At 71.5% G+C, this 16,152-nt stretch carries 17 protein-coding genes, 1 tRNA gene and 1 other annotated feature; of the genes, 5 read left to right on the forward strand and 13 right to left on the reverse strand.

Annotated features, from left to right (window positions below):
• Nucleotides 1–11: 11 nt before the first annotated feature.
• Entirely contained in the window at nucleotides 12–1,160 is a 1,149-nt protein-coding gene (locus tag H5397_RS03230; RefSeq protein ID WP_131169907.1) for a cytochrome P450, read from the forward strand.
• A 4-nt stretch (nucleotides 1,161–1,164) separates the two neighbouring features.
• Here the strand turns inward: H5397_RS03230 and H5397_RS03235 are convergent, their stop codons facing one another.
• The 6 genes from H5397_RS03235 to H5397_RS03260 all read right to left on the reverse strand — a co-directional run bounded on the left by H5397_RS03235 (nucleotide 1,165) and on the right by H5397_RS03260 (nucleotide 6,235).
• Nucleotides 1,165–1,404, reverse strand: coding sequence for a hypothetical protein (locus H5397_RS03235; RefSeq protein ID WP_220491950.1), 240 nt, complete (start codon nucleotides 1,402–1,404; stop codon nucleotides 1,165–1,167).
• A 285-nt stretch (nucleotides 1,405–1,689) separates the two neighbouring features.
• Complete coding sequence (locus tag H5397_RS03240; protein WP_182814881.1) at nucleotides 1,690–2,043, reverse strand: metallopeptidase family protein; 354 nt, start codon at nucleotides 2,041–2,043, stop codon at nucleotides 1,690–1,692.
• Nucleotides 2,044–2,068: 25 nt separating this feature from the next.
• The gene (locus H5397_RS03245) at nucleotides 2,069–3,112 is read right to left on the reverse strand and encodes a tocopherol cyclase family protein (RefSeq protein ID WP_182814882.1); all 1,044 of its coding nucleotides are present in this window, start codon (nucleotides 3,110–3,112) and stop codon (nucleotides 2,069–2,071) included.
• Entirely contained in the window at nucleotides 3,112–3,900 is a 789-nt protein-coding gene (locus H5397_RS03250; RefSeq protein WP_182814883.1) for an NAD(P)-dependent oxidoreductase, read from the reverse strand. Before H5397_RS03250 ends, H5397_RS03245 begins: the two co-directional genes overlap by 1 nt.
• 48 nt (nucleotides 3,901–3,948) lie before the next feature.
• Nucleotides 3,949–5,031 carry an aminotransferase class V-fold PLP-dependent enzyme gene (locus H5397_RS03255; RefSeq protein ID WP_182814884.1) on the reverse strand — a complete coding sequence of 361 codons (1,083 nt, stop codon included), beginning with the start codon at nucleotides 5,029–5,031 and terminating at the stop codon, nucleotides 3,949–3,951.
• A gap of 40 nt (nucleotides 5,032–5,071) precedes the next feature.
• Nucleotides 5,072–6,235 (reverse strand): glycerate kinase, encoded by a 1,164-nt coding sequence (locus tag H5397_RS03260; RefSeq protein ID WP_182814885.1) that lies wholly within the window; start codon nucleotides 6,233–6,235, stop codon nucleotides 5,072–5,074.
• Nucleotides 6,236–6,395: 160 nt separating this feature from the next.
• Between H5397_RS03260 and H5397_RS18735 the strand changes: the two genes are divergently transcribed.
• Complete coding sequence (locus H5397_RS18735; RefSeq protein WP_182814886.1) at nucleotides 6,396–6,797, forward strand: CdaR family transcriptional regulator; 402 nt, start codon at nucleotides 6,396–6,398, stop codon at nucleotides 6,795–6,797.
• Between the two features lie 142 nt (nucleotides 6,798–6,939).
• Here the strand turns inward: H5397_RS18735 and H5397_RS03270 are convergent.
• The 4 genes from H5397_RS03270 to H5397_RS03285 all read right to left on the reverse strand — a co-directional run bounded on the left by H5397_RS03270 (nucleotide 6,940) and on the right by H5397_RS03285 (nucleotide 9,585).
• Nucleotides 6,940–7,016, reverse strand: a tRNA-Ile gene (locus H5397_RS03270).
• 44 nt (nucleotides 7,017–7,060) lie between these two features.
• Entirely contained in the window at nucleotides 7,061–7,732 is a 672-nt protein-coding gene (locus H5397_RS03275; RefSeq protein WP_182814887.1) for a methionine ABC transporter permease, read from the reverse strand.
• The gene (locus tag H5397_RS03280; RefSeq protein WP_182814888.1) at nucleotides 7,729–8,712 is read right to left on the reverse strand and encodes a methionine ABC transporter ATP-binding protein; all 984 of its coding nucleotides are present in this window, start codon (nucleotides 8,710–8,712) and stop codon (nucleotides 7,729–7,731) included. The genes H5397_RS03275 and H5397_RS03280 overlap by 4 nt, the downstream gene beginning before the upstream one ends.
• Before the next feature lie 15 nt (nucleotides 8,713–8,727).
• Nucleotides 8,728–9,585 (reverse strand): MetQ/NlpA family ABC transporter substrate-binding protein, encoded by an 858-nt coding sequence (locus tag H5397_RS03285; RefSeq protein ID WP_309224263.1) that lies wholly within the window; start codon nucleotides 9,583–9,585, stop codon nucleotides 8,728–8,730.
• Nucleotides 9,586–9,896: 311 nt separating this feature from the next.
• Between H5397_RS03285 and H5397_RS03290 the strand changes: the two genes are divergently transcribed.
• From H5397_RS03290 to H5397_RS03300, 3 genes are read left to right on the forward strand one after another with little or no spacing between them, the layout of a single operon-like run.
• Nucleotides 9,897–10,775, forward strand: a complete 879-nt coding sequence (locus tag H5397_RS03290; RefSeq protein WP_255438593.1) for a DUF2510 domain-containing protein — start codon at nucleotides 9,897–9,899, stop codon at nucleotides 10,773–10,775.
• Nucleotides 10,776–10,815: 40 nt separating this feature from the next.
• A complete protein-coding gene (locus H5397_RS03295; protein WP_182814890.1) occupies nucleotides 10,816–12,822 on the forward strand; it encodes a beta-galactosidase in 2,007 nt (668 codons plus the stop codon).
• 21 nt (nucleotides 12,823–12,843) lie between these two features.
• Nucleotides 12,844–13,953: a PLP-dependent cysteine synthase family protein gene (locus H5397_RS03300; RefSeq protein WP_182814891.1), complete on the forward strand. Its 1,110-nt coding sequence runs from the start codon at nucleotides 12,844–12,846 to the stop codon at nucleotides 13,951–13,953.
• On the opposite strand, the gene H5397_RS19045 is transcribed toward H5397_RS03300, so the two are convergent.
• From H5397_RS19045 to H5397_RS03315, 3 genes are all read right to left on the reverse strand, one after another.
• Complete coding sequence (locus H5397_RS19045; RefSeq protein WP_182814892.1) at nucleotides 13,866–14,309, reverse strand: IS3 family transposase; 444 nt, start codon at nucleotides 14,307–14,309, stop codon at nucleotides 13,866–13,868. The genes H5397_RS03300 and H5397_RS19045 overlap by 88 nt on opposite strands.
• Nucleotides 14,310–14,327: 18 nt before the next feature.
• Nucleotides 14,328–15,617: an IS256 family transposase gene (locus tag H5397_RS03310; protein ID WP_182814893.1), complete on the reverse strand. Its 1,290-nt coding sequence runs from the start codon at nucleotides 15,615–15,617 to the stop codon at nucleotides 14,328–14,330.
• 209 nt (nucleotides 15,618–15,826) lie between these two features.
• Nucleotides 15,827–15,954 (reverse strand) — a sequence feature (AL1L pseudoknot).
• A partial coding sequence (locus H5397_RS03315) for a transposase (RefSeq protein WP_220491951.1) occupies nucleotides 15,913–16,152 on the reverse strand: 240 nt, incomplete at its 5' end. Its footprint overlaps the feature before it by 42 nt.

A 16,152-nucleotide genomic window follows, 5' to 3' on the forward strand; every position in this document is an offset into this window, starting at 1 on the left:
AGGATAGACGCATGAGCGACCACATCCCCGACGAACTGGACCCGTCCGGCCGCGACCTGCGCGCGTACACCGACGAACTGCGACCCGACCACCGCGTCGTGCGCAACGCCCGCGGCGAGTGGGTGCTGCTGCGCCACGCCGACGTCGTCGAGGCCGCCTCGGACGCCGAGCGGTTCAGCAACGCGGTCTCCCAGCACCTGCAGGTGCCCAACGGCCTCGACGGGGACGCCCACCGCGCGGCCCGCGCGACCCTCGACCGCTACTTCACCGACGAGGCGCTGGCCCCGTTCGAGCCGGTGTTCCGCGGGATCGCGCGTGACCTGTTCGCCTCGCTCCCGCGCGGCGGGACGGTGGAGGCCGTGCACGATGTCGGCGCCATGTTCGCGGTCCGCGCGCAGAGCGCGTGGCTGGGCTGGCCCGCCGACCACGAGCCGCACCTGCTCGCGTGGATGGCCGACAACCACGCCGCCACCCGCTCGGGCGACCGGTCGCGGACCGCAGTGGTGGCGTCCGACTTCGACGCGATCATCCGTTCGATCACCGACCCCCGGCGCACCGACCTGGACGCCGCCCCCGATGACCTCACGACCCAGCTCATGCGCGACACCGTCGAGGGCCGGCCGTTCACCGACGAGGAGATCGTGTCGATCCTGCGCAACTGGACCGGCGGCGACCTGGGCTCGATCGCGTTGTGCGTCGGCGTCCTGTTCGCGTTCCTGGCCGACAACCCCGACGTGCAGCGTCGGCTGCGGGCGGGGGTGGGCAACGCCGAGCTGGACGCCGCGATCGACGAGGTGCTGCGCATCGACGACCCGTTCCTCAGCAACCGGCGGAAGACGACCTGTCCGGTGCACGTGGCCGGCGTCGACATCCCCGAGGGCGCCCACGTGAAGTTGCACTGGACCTCGGCCAACCGGGACGCCGCGGTGTTCTCCGACCCCGACGCGTTCGACCCCGCGGCGAACGCCGAGCACAACCTCGTCTACGGCATCGGTCCGCACGTGTGCCCGGGGCGTCCGCTGGCGACGCTCGAGCTGCGCGTCGCGGTGCAGGAGGCCCTCGCGGCCACCGAGTGGATCGACTGGGCGCCGGGCGAGCAGGCCGAGCGCGAGGTCGCCCCGGTCGGGGGCTACGCGCGGGTGCCGGTCGTCCTGACCTGACGGGTCACCGGGCGAACGCGTCCAGGGTGAAGAATCCGTAGCCCCGGGCGCGGGTGCCGTCGATGATGCAGGACAGCGCGTCGGCGTCCAGCGTCGAGCCGTCGGTCGGGTGGGCCCCCACGTGCAGGAGCACGACCTGGCCCGGCTGCACCGTGTCCAGCACGCGCTGGCACACGTAGGCGGCCGAGCGTCCGCCGGAGGTGCCCTGCCACCCGAGGCTGTCGACGGTCCAGCGGAACGGCACGTAGCCGGTGCGGCGTTGACCACCGTCGTCGTCGTGGTGTTCCGGTCGCCGAACGGGTAGCGGAACAGGGGCTTCGTCGACCGCCCGGTGAGCGGTGCGATGGCCGCGTCGGCGCCGCTGAGCTCTGCGCGGATCTGGTCTGCGGTGGGGTGCCGTCCTCCCGAGGCCAGCCGGCCGGTCAGGGCGGTGAGCAACGTACGGACGAGCTTCATGGGGTGCCTCCTGTCCTCCGGGGGGGGTGTGCCCCACCTTGTCGGACGCAGCACCACCGCGGAAGGTTACGGGTCAGGCGTAACCGAGTTCGTGCAGTCGGTCGTCGTCGATGCCGAAGAAGTGCGCGATCTCGTGCACGACGGTGATGTGCACCTCGTCGATGACGTCCTCGACCGTGTCGCAGATCGCCAGGGTCGGATTGCGGAAGATCGAGATCGTGTCGGGCAGCACGCCCCCGTAGCTGACCCCGCGCTCGGTGAGGGGGATGCCCTCGTAGAGGCCGAGCAGCTCCGGGTCCTCGGGCGGGGCGTCGTCGGCGATGACGATGATGCAGTTGTCGAGCAGGTCGATCAGCTCGTCGGGGATCGAGTCGAGCGCCTCGTTGACGTAGCCCTCGAACTCGTCCGCCCCCATCTCGATCGCCATGGCTGCACCCTACGGGGTCAGGGCGTCACGGACGGGGTGCGGGCTCCCCTCGGCGGCGGGCGAGCTCGGCCTCGGTGCGGGCCAGCCCGCCGTGCTCCAGGCCGGCCAGCCGGCTGCTCCCCTGCCACACCAGCGAACCGTGCCGACGCACGGTCACGGCGAGCTCGCCGGAGAGGTGTTCGAGGGCCCCGGGCGTGTTCCGGTGCTCGGCGGGCAACGGGACGGGGAGGACGTGGGCCTGCGCGAGGGGCGCGTGGGCGTCCACCTCGATGAACCAGCCCCCGCCGCGGCCGCGCAGGGTCCACGTGTCGTCGGCCACCCGCGCCCGTACCGGAGAGGTGCCGGGGTTGCCGAGGCGCACGACGCGCCCGCCGGGCAGGCGCACGACGAGCCCGGTGACCTCCGTCCGGAGCGGCCCGGCGTACACCTCGCCGCCGGCGAAGGCGACGCAGGCGTCGGCGTCCGCGAACCCCTGGGCCTGGCCCCACCACCAGCTCTCGGGGAACCCGCCCCTCCCCCAGTTCTTCTCCCCGTAGACCTGGGCACCGGTGAGCTGCCAGCGGTCGCCGTCCACTTCTACCGACCCGGACGCCGTCCCGCCCAGGAGCCACGGGTGCCAGTACTGGTTCAGGCCGGGCACCGTCTGGAAGACGCTGGACCCCCCGAAGGCCCGGTGCGGCCACCGCCAGGGTTCGGAGATGACCAGGTCGAGGTGGGCGCCTGGCACGTCCACGCGCAGGCGGCGGTCGTCACCGACGAAGGCGTCGTCGGAGCGCGCGCCCACGGCGTCCGGGTCGGCCCAGGCACCGTCGAGGGCGTGCGTGACGAGGCGTGCCGGGACGCCGTCCCCCGGCGAGGTCGCCACCCCGATGGTGGCCCACGGCCCGCGCGGGGAACGGTTGACGCCGATGAGCGCGATCAGGACACGTCCGGAGCCGACGTCGGTGAACCGCCAGAAGTAGCCCTCCATGTCGACCCCGTGGGCGCGGGTCGGGTCGCCGAAGGGCAGGTCGGCGCCGGTGGCCCGGTAGCGGGACAGGAGCGAGCGCACGGCGTCCGGGACCCCCATCACGAACCCTCATGCCAGGTGTCGCGCACCGCGGCGCCGCCCTCGACGACCTCCTCGTCGGCGCCGGGCAGCTGGGTCCAGTCGTCCTGGGGCCGGTAGCCGAGGTCGAGCATGGTGTTCGTCATGCTCCACCGGCGGTTGGGGTTGTCGGAGATCGCGTAGAAGAGCCCAAAGGGGCAGTCGGCCTCGATGGCCCGGCGGAAGACGCGCTCGGTGTCGTCCTCGCTGAGCCACATCGCGTGGAGGATGTCCTCGTCGGTCTCGGTCGGGTCGGGGGTGACCCAGCCGATGCGCAGCGCGATGAACTCCAGCCCGTGCTCCTCGTGGTAGAACCGGCCCAGCGTCTCGCCGAACACCTTGCTCACCCCGTAGAGAGAGTCGGGGCGCGGCAGGTGGTGCGGGTAGACCGGCCAGTCCTCATGACGGTCGTACATGCCCATGGCGTGGTTCGACGAGGCGTACACCACGCGGCGGACGCCGGCCTCCCGGCAGGCCTCCAGCACGTTGCGCAGGCCGATGATGTTGGGTCCAAGCACGTCGTCCCACGTCGACTCCGGGGACGCCGCCCCGGCCAGGTGCACCACGGTGTCGATGCCGTCCATGAGCGCCAGGACCTCGCCATAGTCCTCCAAGTCGGCTCGCCGCAGCGTCTGCTCGTGCTCGGGCTTCTTCGGTGTCCGCCCGTGGGGGACTACGTCGTAGTCGCCGGCCAGGCGTTCCTCAAGGAGGCGCCCGATCCCGCCCGTCGCGCCGGTGATCAGGACCCTGCGTCGTTGCTCGTCTGCCATGCGCTCCATCGTTTCGGCTTGTCATCCCGAGATCAAGGGGCCCGGGGGTCACCCAGCGGCAGCGGCGTCCAGTGCAGCCGACAGGTCGGCGACGGTGCCGCCGATGTCGTGCAGCTTGGTGAGGCCGAACAGCCCGATGCGGAAGGTGCGGAAGTCGGCGCCCTCACCGCAGTGCAGCGGCACTCCGGCGGAGACGCGGATGCCGGCGGCGTCGAGACGCGCGACCATGTCGGGGGCCTCGGCGTAAGAGACGACCACGCTGGGCGCCTGGGCCCCGTCCGCGGCGACCGAGGCGAAGCCTCGCTGCTCCAGCGCGGCCCGGGCCTTGCGGCCGAGCTCCCCCTGCAGGTCGGTGCAGCGGGTGAAGCCTTCGGCGCGGACCTCCTGCATCACCGCGACGTTCCTGGCGATGGTGTCGGTCGGCATGGTCGCGTGGTAGTCGGCCACGCCCTGCTCGGCGTTCTCGCTCACCCGCAGCCACGCGGACAGGTCCCCGCTGAAGGTGGTCGACGGGGCAAGCCGGGCGCGGGCGCGGTCGGACATCACGACGAACGCACCGCAGGGGCTGCCGCCCCAGGTCTTCTGGGGCGCGCTGATCAGGACGTCGACGTCGGTGGCGCCGAGGTCTGTCCACAGGCAGCCGGCGGCGATGGCGTCCAGCACGAACAGCCCGCCGGCTGCACGGGTGGCGGCACCCACGGCGGCGATGTACTCCGGCGGCAGGAGGATGCCGGCCGATGTCTCGACCTGGGCGGCGCACACGACGTCGGGCGCGAAGGCCTCGATCTCGGCGAGCACCTCGTCCAGCGGGGCCGGCGACCAGCCGCGGTCGTCGCCCTGCCGGGCGCACAGCACCCGGTACTCGGCGGCCGCACCTGAGGCGTCCAGGATCTGCCGCCACCGGTAGGAGAACAAGCCGTTCTGGAGGATCAGCACCCGGCGTCCGGTGGCGAACTGGCGGGCGACGGACTCCATGCCGGCGGTCCCGGTGCCCGGCACAACGGTGGCGTGGGGCGCGGAGTAGGCGGACCGCAGGATGTCGACGGTGTCGCTGAGCGCGGCCATGAACTCGGGGGCGGCGTGATGCAGGGCGCGGTCGGTGTAGACGACCGAGAACTCGTGGTGTCGCATGGCGCTCCTTCGGGGTGGGCTGCTCCGACCGCGCGCCAGCCTAGCCCGGCTCGGCCGTCGGGGGTGCGACCCGGCCGAGGGCCCGCGAGAACCGGAGGATCGAGTCCATGGTGAGCGCGAGGTCCTGGCGCGCGCGGAGCTTGGCGCGGGGGAAGTCGATGGCCAGGTTGTTGATGCTGAACACGGCGGTGACGCCCTCGTCGTAGACCGGTTCGAAGCCGTCGGCGATGTCCCCCACCACCGCCACGACCGGGACGCCCAGCGGCGCGGCCCGCCGCCCGACCCCGACCACGACCTTGCCCGACAGGGACTGGGAATCGATCTTCCCCTCGCCGGTGAAGACGAGGTCGACCCCGTCGAGGACCGCCTCGAAGTCGACCGCGTCGAGGACCACGTCGATCCCCTGCCGGAGTTCGGCCCCGACGAAGGCCATGAGCCCCCCGGCCAGCCCCCCTGCCGCGCCGGCCCCGGGGACGTCGGCGATCGACACCCCCAGGTCGCGCTCGATCAGTTGGGCGCCGAGGACCAGCTGCCGGTCGAGCTCGGCCACCAGCTCGGGCGTGGCCCCCTTCTGCGGACCGAACACGTGGGCGGCCCCCCGCTCGCCGTGCAAGGGGTTGTCGATGTCGCACATGACCGTCACCCGGCAGGCGGCGACGGCCGGATCGAGGCCGCTCGCGTCGATCCGCGCGATCTTGTTGATCGTCCCGCCGGTGGGCACGAAGGCCTCGCCCTCGGCGTCCACGAACCGGGCGCCGAGGGCTGCGGCCGCACCCATCCCGAGGTCGTTGGTGGCGCTGCCCCCGGCACCGACGATGAGGTGCCGGGCCCCCGCCCGGGCGGCGGCGAGCATGAGCCCGCCGACGCCGTGGGTGGTGGTGCGGTCGGGCGCCTGGCGGCCGTCGACGAGCGGCAATCCGGCGGCGGCTGCCATCTCGATGACGGCGGTGCCGTCGGGGAGCCGGCCGTAGAACGCCTCGACCGGCTCACCGGCGAATGGGCCCGTGACCGTGGTCGTGACCCGCTCCCCTCCGACGGCGGCGAGGAACGCGTCCACGCTCCCCTCGCCCCCATCGGCCACGGGCAGCTGGACCACCCCGGCGTCCGGGACGTGCCGGCCGATCGCCGCGGCCATGATCGAGCAGATCTCGGACGAGGACATGGTCCCCTTGAAGGAGTCGGGGATGAGGACGACCTTGCGCATGCGGGGACTCCCTGGCCTCAGAGGATCAGCGACAGGATCCAGATGAAGATGATCGACACCATACCCATGATCAGGGTGACGCCGGGACCCCCGCGGACGCCGTCGCCGAGCACCTGCGCGCCCTCACCAGGAGCTGGGGCGCGCCCTGGGGGTCATCCTCGTGAGCGGGGTCGCGGACGAGACGCACGACGTCAGCCACGGCTTCGCCCAGGCCGAGAAGGCGCTGCAGGCCGCCGGACGCCGGGGCGAGCCCGTGCTCTGGTACGGCGAGATCGCCCTCGAGCTGGTCCTCGGCGAGGTGACCCCGGAGGCCCGACAGGCGTTCCTGGCCCGGGTGTTCCGTGGTGTCCCCGAGACCGCACTCCCCCGCTGGGTCGAGGTGCTGCGCGTGTACTACGCCCACGACGGGGCGCTCCAGCAGGCGGCCGACGCGCTCTTCATGCACAAGAACACCCTTGGGGGCCGGCTCGACCGGCTCCAGGCCCTGACCGGCCTGAACCCGCGCTCGCGCGCCGACGGGATGCTGTTCCAGTTGGCCGTGGAGTTCCTCAGCCGACCCTGAACTCGGTCATGACCGTCTGCCGGGTCACACCGAAGGCAGTGTCAGACATCAACCGGAACAGCCGACAGGCATCACCCGAAAACGAGTAGAGCCTCAGCCGAAGCTCGAACGTCAAGCTTCAACCGAGGCAATACACGTCGGATGGTGGGGCGTGCGGGGCTCGAACCCGCGACCCAGGGATTATGAGTCCCCTGCTCTGACCGGCTGAGCTAACGCCCCCGACCGCGGGGCAACCCTACCGGCAGCCGGAGCGAGGTGCGGCGTCAGCCGCGCCGGTGGGCCATACGGGAGACGAGCCAGTCGCCGATCGACTGCACGAGCTGGACGATGATGATCAGCACGACCACCGACATGAGCAGCACGGGCTCGTTGAAGCGCTGGTACCCGTACCGGATGGCGAAGTCACCCACGCCACCGCCGCCGATGACGCCGGCCATCGTCGAGTAGCCGATCAGCGTGACCAGGGTGAGTGTCGCGCCCGCGACCAGCCCGGGCAGCGACTCGGGCAGCAGCACCTTGCGGACGATGTCCCACGTGGTGGCGCCCATCACCTGCGCGGCCTCGATCTTGCCCGGCGCGACCTCGCGGAGCGCGGCCTCGACCACGCGGGCGTAGAAGGGGATGGCGCCGACGGCCAGCGGCACGATGGCCGGCGTCGGCCCGTAGGCGGTGCCGACCAGCCAGCGGGTGAACCCGATGAGCGCGATCATCAGGATCAGGAACGGCAGCGAGCGGGCGATGTTCACCACGGCGCCCACCACGGCGTAGAGCCCCCGCGAGGGCACCAGGCCGTCGGACGCCCACAGGCGCAGCAGCACCCCCACGGCCGTGCCGAGCAGCACCACGATGAGGAAGGACCAGCCGACCATCCAGGCGGTCTCCCCCAGCGCACCGAGCAGTTCGGGCAGGGCTTCGATCCACGTCTTCTGGGTCACAGGTGCACGCTCACTTCATGCTCGGCGAGGTAGGCGGCCACGGCATCCTTGTCGTAGGAGCCGTCGGGGTGCGAGAACGCGACCCGCAGGCGTCCGACCTTCTGCCCGGCCACGGTCTCGACCGCGCCGCCCAGGATCGACACGTCGAGCCCGAACCGGCGGGTGAGCCCCGAGATGACCGGCTCGGTGGTGCCGCCGTGCGCGAACCCGAGCACGACCGAGGTGTGGTCGGGGTCGAGCGAGGCGTCGCCGACCGGCAGGAGGATGTCGGCCAGCTGGGAGTCGGGGTCGGCCAGCAGCTCCAGCAGCGGCCCCTGCTCGACGACGCGACCGGACGCCATCAGCGCGGCCGCGTCGCAGATGCGGCGCACGACCTCGGACTCGTGCGTGATCAGCACGATCGTGACCCCGGTCTTCCGGTTGATCTCCTTGAGCAGGTCGAGGATCTGCTCGGTGGTGGCCGGGTCGAGCGCCGAGGTGGCCTCGTCGCAGAACAGCACGTCGGGGTGGGCCGCGAGCGCGCGGGCGATGCCGACGCGCTGCTTCTGCCCGCCCGACAGCTGCGACGGGAACGCGTGCTCGCGCCCCTGCAGGCCGACGAGCTCGATGAGTTCGGCGACCCGCTTGCGCCGCTCGGCGGCGGGCACGCCCTGCACCTCGAGGGGGAAGGCGATGTTGTCGGCGGCGGTCCGGCTGCCCAGCAGGTTGAAGTGCTGGAAGATCATGCCCATCCGGTGGCGGGCCTTGCGCAGCCCGGACGCCGTCAGCTCGGTGAGGTTGAGCTCGCCGATGGTCACGCTCCCCGACGTGGGGCGCTCGAGCGCCGTCAGACAGCGCATGAGGGTCGTCTTGCCGGCGCCCGACCGGCCCAGGATCCCGAAGACCTGGCCGGCCGGGACGCTCAGCGAGACGTCGTCGACCGCAGTCACGGCGCCGTCACCGGTGCCGTAGACCTTCGTCAGTGAGGTGACCTCGATCACGAGTGGTTCAGCCGATCACTTGGCGGGGAGGACGGAGCCCTTGAAGGTGTCCTCGATGAACTTCTGCAGCTCGGGGCTGGTCAGCGCCTCGTTGACCTTCACCACGCGCGGGTCGTCCTTGAGGGCCTCCTTGACCACCAGCACGTTGGCGTAGGGGTTGTTGTCGGCCGACTCCAGCTTCAGGGCGTCGGACGCCGGGGTGAGCCCGGCCTCGAGGGCGTAGTTGCCGTTGATGATCGAGAGGGTGACCTGGGGGTCCTTCAGCGTGGCGGCGAGCTGCGGGCGGTCGATCTTGAGCCAGGAGATGTTCTTGGGGTTGCCCGTGACGTTGGTCTCGGGGGTGATCTGGCTGTAGTCGAGGCCCTCGTCGTCGGCCTTCACGTCGAGGGTGATCAGGCCCGCGTCGGCGATCAGGAACAGGGCGCGGGCCTGGTTGGTGGCGTCGGCCGGGATGGCGATGACGGCGCCATCCGGCACGGTGTCGAGGGTGACCTTCTCGGAGTAGAGGCCGAGCGGCTCGACGTGGACCGGCGCGAGCGCGACCAGGTCGGCGCCCTCGTGCTTGCTGTTCCAGTCGTTGAGGTAGGGCACGTGCTGGAAGAAGTTGGCGTCGAGGTCGCCGGCGTTGACGAGCTGGTTGGGGTCGATGTCGCCCGAGATCTCGGTGACGTCGATCTTCACGTCGCCGAGCAGGCCCTGCTTCTCGGCCTCCTCGAGCAGGACGGCGTGGGGGGTGACGTCGGCGATGATGCGCAGGGGCTGGGAGGTGTCGGCGGCCGCGCCCGACGTCCCGCTCTGGGTGGCGCCGCAGCCGCTCAGCACGAGGCCGGCGGCGAGGAGGGTGGCAACGGTGGTGGTCACACGGCGGAACACGGCTCTTCTCTCATTTCGTCTTCGTGGGCTGGCTGGAACACAGGCCGACAGCACGGAACCGCGAGCGAAGGCTGCAGGGTTCACCGGACAGGTTCGCTCGACCCTCCCGGGGAGCGACCGGATCCGTGCTGTCAGGCGCACATTCGCCGACAGCACATGGGCATCATCATGACGGCGTTCGCCGCGGAGATGATCTGACCCATGGCGCACAGGCTAGCCCGACTGGTGACGAGGACTCATAATCCGTCCGCCCCTCGGATTGCCGTGCCGACCTACGATGGTGCCAACGTGAGCAGGAAGTAGTGAGCCCGATGCCCCAACCCGGCTGGTACGCCGACCCCGACGGGACGCCCGAGCGCCTCCGTTGGTGGGACGGCACCCGGTGGACGGAGAACGTCCACGGCGGTGCCGGGAGCGTTCCCCCGGCGGGTGGCAGGCGCCGCGGCGTGTGGCCCTGGGTGGCCCTCGTGCTGGTCGCCGGGCTGGTGGTGGCCGTCGGGTTCGGCCTCAGCGCCGGGCTGCTCGGCACCCGCGAGACCACGTCGGGGACGGGCGTCCCGCCGGTCGCCCCCTCGCCCCGGCCCTCGACGCCCATGACCGTGCCCGCGTCGCCGACGACGCAGTCGCCCCTCCCCCAGCTCCCGCCGGTCACGGCCGCACCCGAGTCGCCCCCCGTGCAGAAGCCGGAGCCCTACCCCACCATTCCCGAGACCCCGCCGGCGGTGGACGACGTCTGTCCCGAGCCGGCGTCCGACGCCGCGTCGCTGACCGACGGCCAGCTGACGCTGGCGCTGCCCGACGACTGGACCCTCGTCGACGGCCTCACCTGGCTGACCTGCGCGCAGGCCGCCACCTCGGTCGACCAGACGATGTCGGTCACCCTCGGCGTCTCGCCCCTGCCCACCACGAGCCTGGAGGAGGCCGCCCACTACGTGTGGTCGATCGCCCTCCTCGACGCGGCGATCCCGCACCCGCTGTCGCAGACCTCCACCCCGGTCAGCGTCGGCGGCCTCGACGGGTGGATGGTCACCGGCACGGTGGGACTGCACGAGTCGGTCGACGAACTGACGGTCGTGGTCGTGGACGCCGGCGGCGAAACCCCCTCCGTCGTGGTCACCCTGGTGGGCACCCAGGACGTCGAGGGGCGCGCGACGATCGACGACATCCTCAACTCGGTCGGCCCGGCCTGAGGCCCGGCCGCCGGACCCACGAAGGAGAGACACAGACACGATGACGTCCTGGGTGAAGTGGCCGGGCGGCCACCCGCGGTTCGGATACGGCGCCGACTACAACCCCGACCAGTGGGACCGCGAGGTCTGGCAGGAGGACGTGGCCCTGATGCAGAAGGCCGGGGTGACCATCGTGTCGCTGGGCATCTTCATGTGGGCGCGGGTCGAGCCGGAGAACGGCCGGTTCGACTTCTCCCCGTACGACGAGCTGATGGACCTGCTCCACGCCCACGGCATCGCGGTCTGCCTCGCGACGGGGACGGCCTCCCCGCCGCCGTGGCTGGTCCGCGCCCACCCGGAGGTGCTCCCCGTCGACGCGGCCGGGAGCGTGCTGGAGTTCGGCGCCCGCCAGTCGTGGTGCCCCTCGTCGCGCGTGTTCATGGGGTACGCCACGCGCCTGGCCCGGCGCATCGCCGAGCACTACCGCGACCACCCCGCGCTCGCCGCCTGGCACGTCAGCAACGAGTACGGGTGCCACAACGCGCACTGCTTCTGCCCCACCTCCGCGAACGAGTTCCGCCGCTGGCTCACCCAGCGGTACGGCACGGTCGACGAGCTCAACCGGGCGTGGGGCACCGACTTCTGGTCGCAGCGCTACGCCTCGTTCGACCAGGTCGAGCCGCCGCGCCTGGCCCCGACGTTCGGCAACCCCACGCAGGCGCTCGACTTCGCGCGCTTCAGCAGCGACGAACTGCTCGCCCAGTACGTCGCCGAGCGGGAGGTCCTGCGGGAGGTGACCCCGGGTGTCCCGGTCACCACTAACTTCATGGTCGGACCCAACACGAAGTGGATGGACTACTGGCGCTGGGGCCCCGAGCAGGACCTGGTCAGCAACGACCACTACCTCGACGAGTCGTCCGACGAGCCCGAGGTCGTCCTCGCCTTCTCCGCCGACCTCACCCGCGGGTGCGCGCGCGGGGAGCCCTGGATGCTGATGGAGCAGTCCACGTCGGCGGTGAACTGGGGCCGGGTCAACACCCCGAAGGTGCCCGGCCAGCTGTGGCGCAACAGCCTCGCCGCCGTGGCGCGCGGGGCCGACTCCATCTCGTACTTCCAGTGGCGGGCGTCCGCGGCCGGGGCGGAGAAGTTCCACTCGGCGATGGTCCCCCACGCGGGCCCGGACTCGCGGGTGTTCCGCGAGGTGTGCCAGGAGGGCGCCCGGCTGGCCGGGCTCACGCCCCTGCTGGGCCAGCGCTCCGACAACCGGGTGGCCGTCCTGTTCGACTACCAGAGCTGGTGGGCGTCCGAGCAGGATGCGCACCCGCGGCAGGACTGGCGCTACCGCGACGCCGTGCTGGCCTGGTACGAGCCCCTGTGGCGGTCGAACGTGGGCGTGGACGTCGTCGGGCCGGACGCCGACCTCGGCCGGTACGACCTCGTCGTGGTGCCCGGGCTGTACCTCGTCACCGACGCCACGGCGACAGCCATCGCGGACGCCGCCGAGCGCGGCGCGAACGTGGTGGTGACGTCGTTCTCGGGGATCGTCGACGAGGACGACCGCGTCCGCCTGGGCGGCTACCCCGGGGCGTTCCGCGACCTCGTGGGCGTCCGGTCGGAGGAGTTCGTGCCGCTGCGGCCGGGGCAGTCCGTCACGCTGTCCGACGGGTCGACCGTCAGCAGCTGGGCGGAGGACCTCACCGTGGTCGACGACGCGACGACGGTCGTCCTGGCCTACGCGTCCAGCCCGGGCGGACTGCTCGACGGCAAGCCGGCCGTCACGGTGCGCCCCGCCGGGGTCGGCCGGGCCTGGTACGTCTCGGCCGACCTCGCCGCCGACACCCAGCGGTCGTTGCTCGCGCAGGTGCTGTCCGAGGCCGGCATCGGCCCGGTGGCCCCGTGGACGGGGGCGCTCGAGCTGGTCCGCCGCGGCGACCACGTGATCGCGATCAACCACTCCGACGGCGAGGCCGAGGTCGAGGTCGCCGGGCACGAGCTCCTCACCGACACCCCCGTCGGCCCGCGCCTGGTCGTCCCTGCCTGGCAGACCGCGGTCGTCCGCATCGGCTGAGCGGGGCCTAGGCTGCCTGTCATGGCAGCCCGGACCCCGCACCTGGACGACCTCGAGGACCTCGACCGCCACGACCCCGCCCTGCGCGCGTGGCTGGTCGAGAGCATCCGGCGTCTGGACGCCGACGCCCAGCGTTCGGCCGACACCCACCTGGTGCGCATCCCGCTGCCCGAGCGCTGGGGCATCGACCTCTACCTCAAGGACGAGTCCACCCACCTGACGGGCAGCCTCAAGCACCGACTGGCGCGCTCGCTGTTCATGTATGCCCTCGTCAATGGCTGGCTGGCGCCGGGCATGCCGGTCGTGGAGGCGTCCTCGGGGTCGACCGCGGTGTCGGAGGCGCACTTCGCCCGCGTGCTGGGGCTGCCCTTCATCGCGGTCATGCCGCGCAGCACGAGCGTGGAGAAGATCCGCCTCATCGAGGCCCAGGGCGGGACCTGCCACTTCGTCGACACCGCCGACGAGATGTGCGCCGCGTCGCAACGGTTGGCATCCGAGCTCGGCAGGCACTTCCTGGACCAGTTCACCTACGCCGAGCGCGCCACCGACTGGCGCGGCCACAACAACATCGCCGAGTCGATCCTGCGGCAGATGGCCGACGAGCCGCACCCGGTGCCCGCGTGGCTGGTCGTGGCGGCCGGCACGGGCGGCACCAGCGCGACCCTGGGCCGCTACTTCCGGTACCGCCGCCTCGCCACCCGGCTGTGCGTGGCCGACGTCGAGAACTCGGCGTTCTTTGACGGGTGGGCCGACCGCGACCCGGGCTGTCGGGTCGAGGGCTCCAGCCGCATCGAGGGCATCGGACGCCCCCAGGTCGAGCCGTCCTTCATCCCGGCCATCGTCGACCGGATGATCCGGGTCCCGGACGCCGCCTCGGTCGCCGGTGCCCACTTCCTCTCCGAGCGCCTCGGACGCCGGGTCGGGGCGTCCACGGGGACGAACCTCATCGCGGTGGCCCGGATCGTGCAGGACATGCTGGCCCGCGGCGAGACCGGCTCGATCGTCACCCTGCTGTGCGACTCCGGCGAGCGGTACGGGCACTCCTACTTCGACCGGGACTGGGTGGCGGGCCAGGGCTGGGACCTGCAGCCCTGGCTGGACGAGCTGGAGGCCGTGTTCCCGCGTTCCTGAGCGCGGTGGTCATCGCTCCGCGGGAGGAGCATGACGAACGCGGTGAACGCCATGCCCGCCCAGGTCGGCACATAGGTGAAGTCGACGATCCACAACTCGTCGGGCCGGGACGCGGTGAAGTCCCGCCGCACATGATCGTCGGGGCACGGCGCGGACGGGTCCGGCCTAGTGGTGACGAACTGCTTGCCCCGGACAAGCCCTTTCATGCCGTGCGCGCGCATCAGCCGAGCGACTTGGCAGCGCGGCGCGTGCACGCCGTCGCGCTTGAGCAGATGCCACATCTTGCGATAACCAGCCACACCACGCCCCTTCTTCGGGTCGGCTTGGATGGCCTCGATCTGTTGAGGAATCGTCAAGACCTGTGGATGGGCGTGTCAGGCGGCTTGCTCGTCGGTTGCTGATTCGGCGGGTCGTTCGACGAGTTTGCCCTTCTTGAAGCGGGCGCCGGCGCGGACGAGGGCGACCAGATGGGGAGCGTTCACCGCTCGCCAGCGGGCCTGGGCCGACTCGAGCAGCTTGAACGCCATCGCGATCCCCGCCGCCCGGGACCCGGGTCCCTTGGTGACCCGCTGTCGGAGCCGGAGGGTCGCGAACGTCGACTCGATCGGATTGGTCGTCCGCAGGTGGACCCAGTGCTCGGCGGGGAACTCGAAGAACGCGAGCAGCACGTCGAGGTCGTCGGTGATCTTCGCGGCGGCTTTGGGCCACTTGACGCCGTACTCGGCGGCGAACGCCTTGGCGGCGGCCCGGGCATGGTCGACATCCTCGGCGGCATAGATCTCGGCGAGCGCCTTCTTCGCGGCGGGGTGGGCCGACTTCGGCAGGGCGGCCAGCACGTTGCCGAGCTTGTGGAACCAACACCGCTGCTCCCGTGTCTGGGGGAACACGTCATGGAGCGCCTTCCAGTAGCCCAGCGCGCCGTCCCCGACCGCCAGGACCGGGGCCTGCATGCCGCGGCGCTTGCAGTCCCGCAGCAGGTCGGCCCACGACTCAGCCGACTCGCGGTACCCGTCGGCGAGCGCGACGAGTTCCTTGGTGCCATCGGCACGGACCCCGATCATCACCAGCAGGCACACCTTGTCGGCCTCCAGCCGCACCTTCAGGTGGATGCCGTCCACCCACAGGTACACATAATCGACCCCCGCCAGCGACCGGTCGTGGAACGCTCGGGCCTCGTCTTGCCACTGCCGGGTGAGCCGGGTGATCGTCGCCGCCGACAACCCCGCCGCCGACCCGCAGAACTGCTCCAGGGCGGCCACGAAGTCCCCGCTGGACAACCCGTGCAGGTACAACAAGGGCAGCACGTCGGCCACCTGCGGCGACTTCCGCGCCCAAGCCGGCAGGATCGCCGACGAGAACCGCCGCCGCTCACCCGTGGCCTCATCGACGCGCTTGTCGTTGACCCGCGGCGCCCGGACCGGTACCGCACCCGCGGCGGTGGCCACCTCCCGCGGCTGGTGGTAGCCGTTGCGGACCACCAGCCGCCGGCCGTCGGCGTCGAGCTCGTCGGCGCACTGCTCGATGTAGGCGGCGACCTCAGCCTGCAACGCCGCAGCCAGCATCCGCCGGGCACCCTCCCGGGCCAACTCGTCCAGCATCGACCCACCCACCGCGGCCGGGGCGTGCTCGTTGGACTCGTTCTCGTCGTGGACTACCGTAAGCATGGGCGTACCTTCCCGAACCAGCGCGTCAACGCCGGTCCTGATCAGAGCTACTCGGACTTCAGATCATCCTCGGGGAGGTGCGCTCCTTCACGTCACCCCGCCGAAGACCATCCACAGGTTCTGATCATTGCTCCGATCTGTTCCCACACATACGCATCCGACAATGCCCTGGCCGAGGGCGGACGCCGTTTGTGGGCGTAATAGCCCGACGGGGCGATCGGCACACCATGCCCACTCAGCACGCGGCAGATCGGCTCGACCCCGAACCGGGCCCGGTACTCATCGACGAACGCGACTACCACGGCAAACGCGGGTCGAGCTCCCGCGCGAAGAAACTCGAGGCCGCCAACAAGATCTCGTTGGCGCGTTTGAGTTCCCGATACTCCTGCTCCAGGTCCCGGATACGTTTCGCGTCATCACTGGTCATCCCGGGCCGCTTCCCCGCGTCGATGTCGGCCTGCTTGACCCATCCCCGCAGGGTGTCGGGATTCACCCCGATCCTCGACCCGATCCGCTTCACCGCCGCGTTCAACGA

It is taken from the genome of Propioniciclava sp. MC1683 (genome assembly GCF_014164675.1).
Taxonomy (GTDB): Bacteria; Actinomycetota; Actinomycetes; order Propionibacteriales; family Propionibacteriaceae; genus Propioniciclava.

Coding starts and splice junctions, on each gene's coding strand:
- H5397_RS03230 (WP_131169907.1), top strand. CDS start 12: ATGAGCGACCACATCCCCGACGAACTGGACCCGTCCGGCCGCGACCTG.
- H5397_RS03240 (WP_182814881.1), bottom strand. CDS start 2,043: ATGGCGATCGAGATGGGGGCGGACGAGTTCGAGGGCTACGTCAACGAG.
- H5397_RS03245 (WP_182814882.1), bottom strand. CDS start 3,112: ATGGGGGTCCCGGACGCCGTGCGCTCGCTCCTGTCCCGCTACCGGGCC.
- H5397_RS03250 (WP_182814883.1), bottom strand. CDS start 3,900: ATGGCAGACGAGCAACGACGCAGGGTCCTGATCACCGGCGCGACGGGC.
- H5397_RS03255 (WP_182814884.1), bottom strand. CDS start 5,031: ATGCGACACCACGAGTTCTCGGTCGTCTACACCGACCGCGCCCTGCAT.
- H5397_RS03260 (WP_182814885.1), bottom strand. CDS start 6,235: ATGCGCAAGGTCGTCCTCATCCCCGACTCCTTCAAGGGGACCATGTCC.
- H5397_RS03290 (WP_255438593.1), top strand. CDS start 9,897: ATGCCCCAACCCGGCTGGTACGCCGACCCCGACGGGACGCCCGAGCGC.
- H5397_RS03295 (WP_182814890.1), top strand. CDS start 10,816: ATGACGTCCTGGGTGAAGTGGCCGGGCGGCCACCCGCGGTTCGGATAC.
- H5397_RS03300 (WP_182814891.1), top strand. CDS start 12,844: ATGGCAGCCCGGACCCCGCACCTGGACGACCTCGAGGACCTCGACCGC.
- H5397_RS03310 (WP_182814893.1), bottom strand. CDS start 15,617: ATGCTTACGGTAGTCCACGACGAGAACGAGTCCAACGAGCACGCCCCG.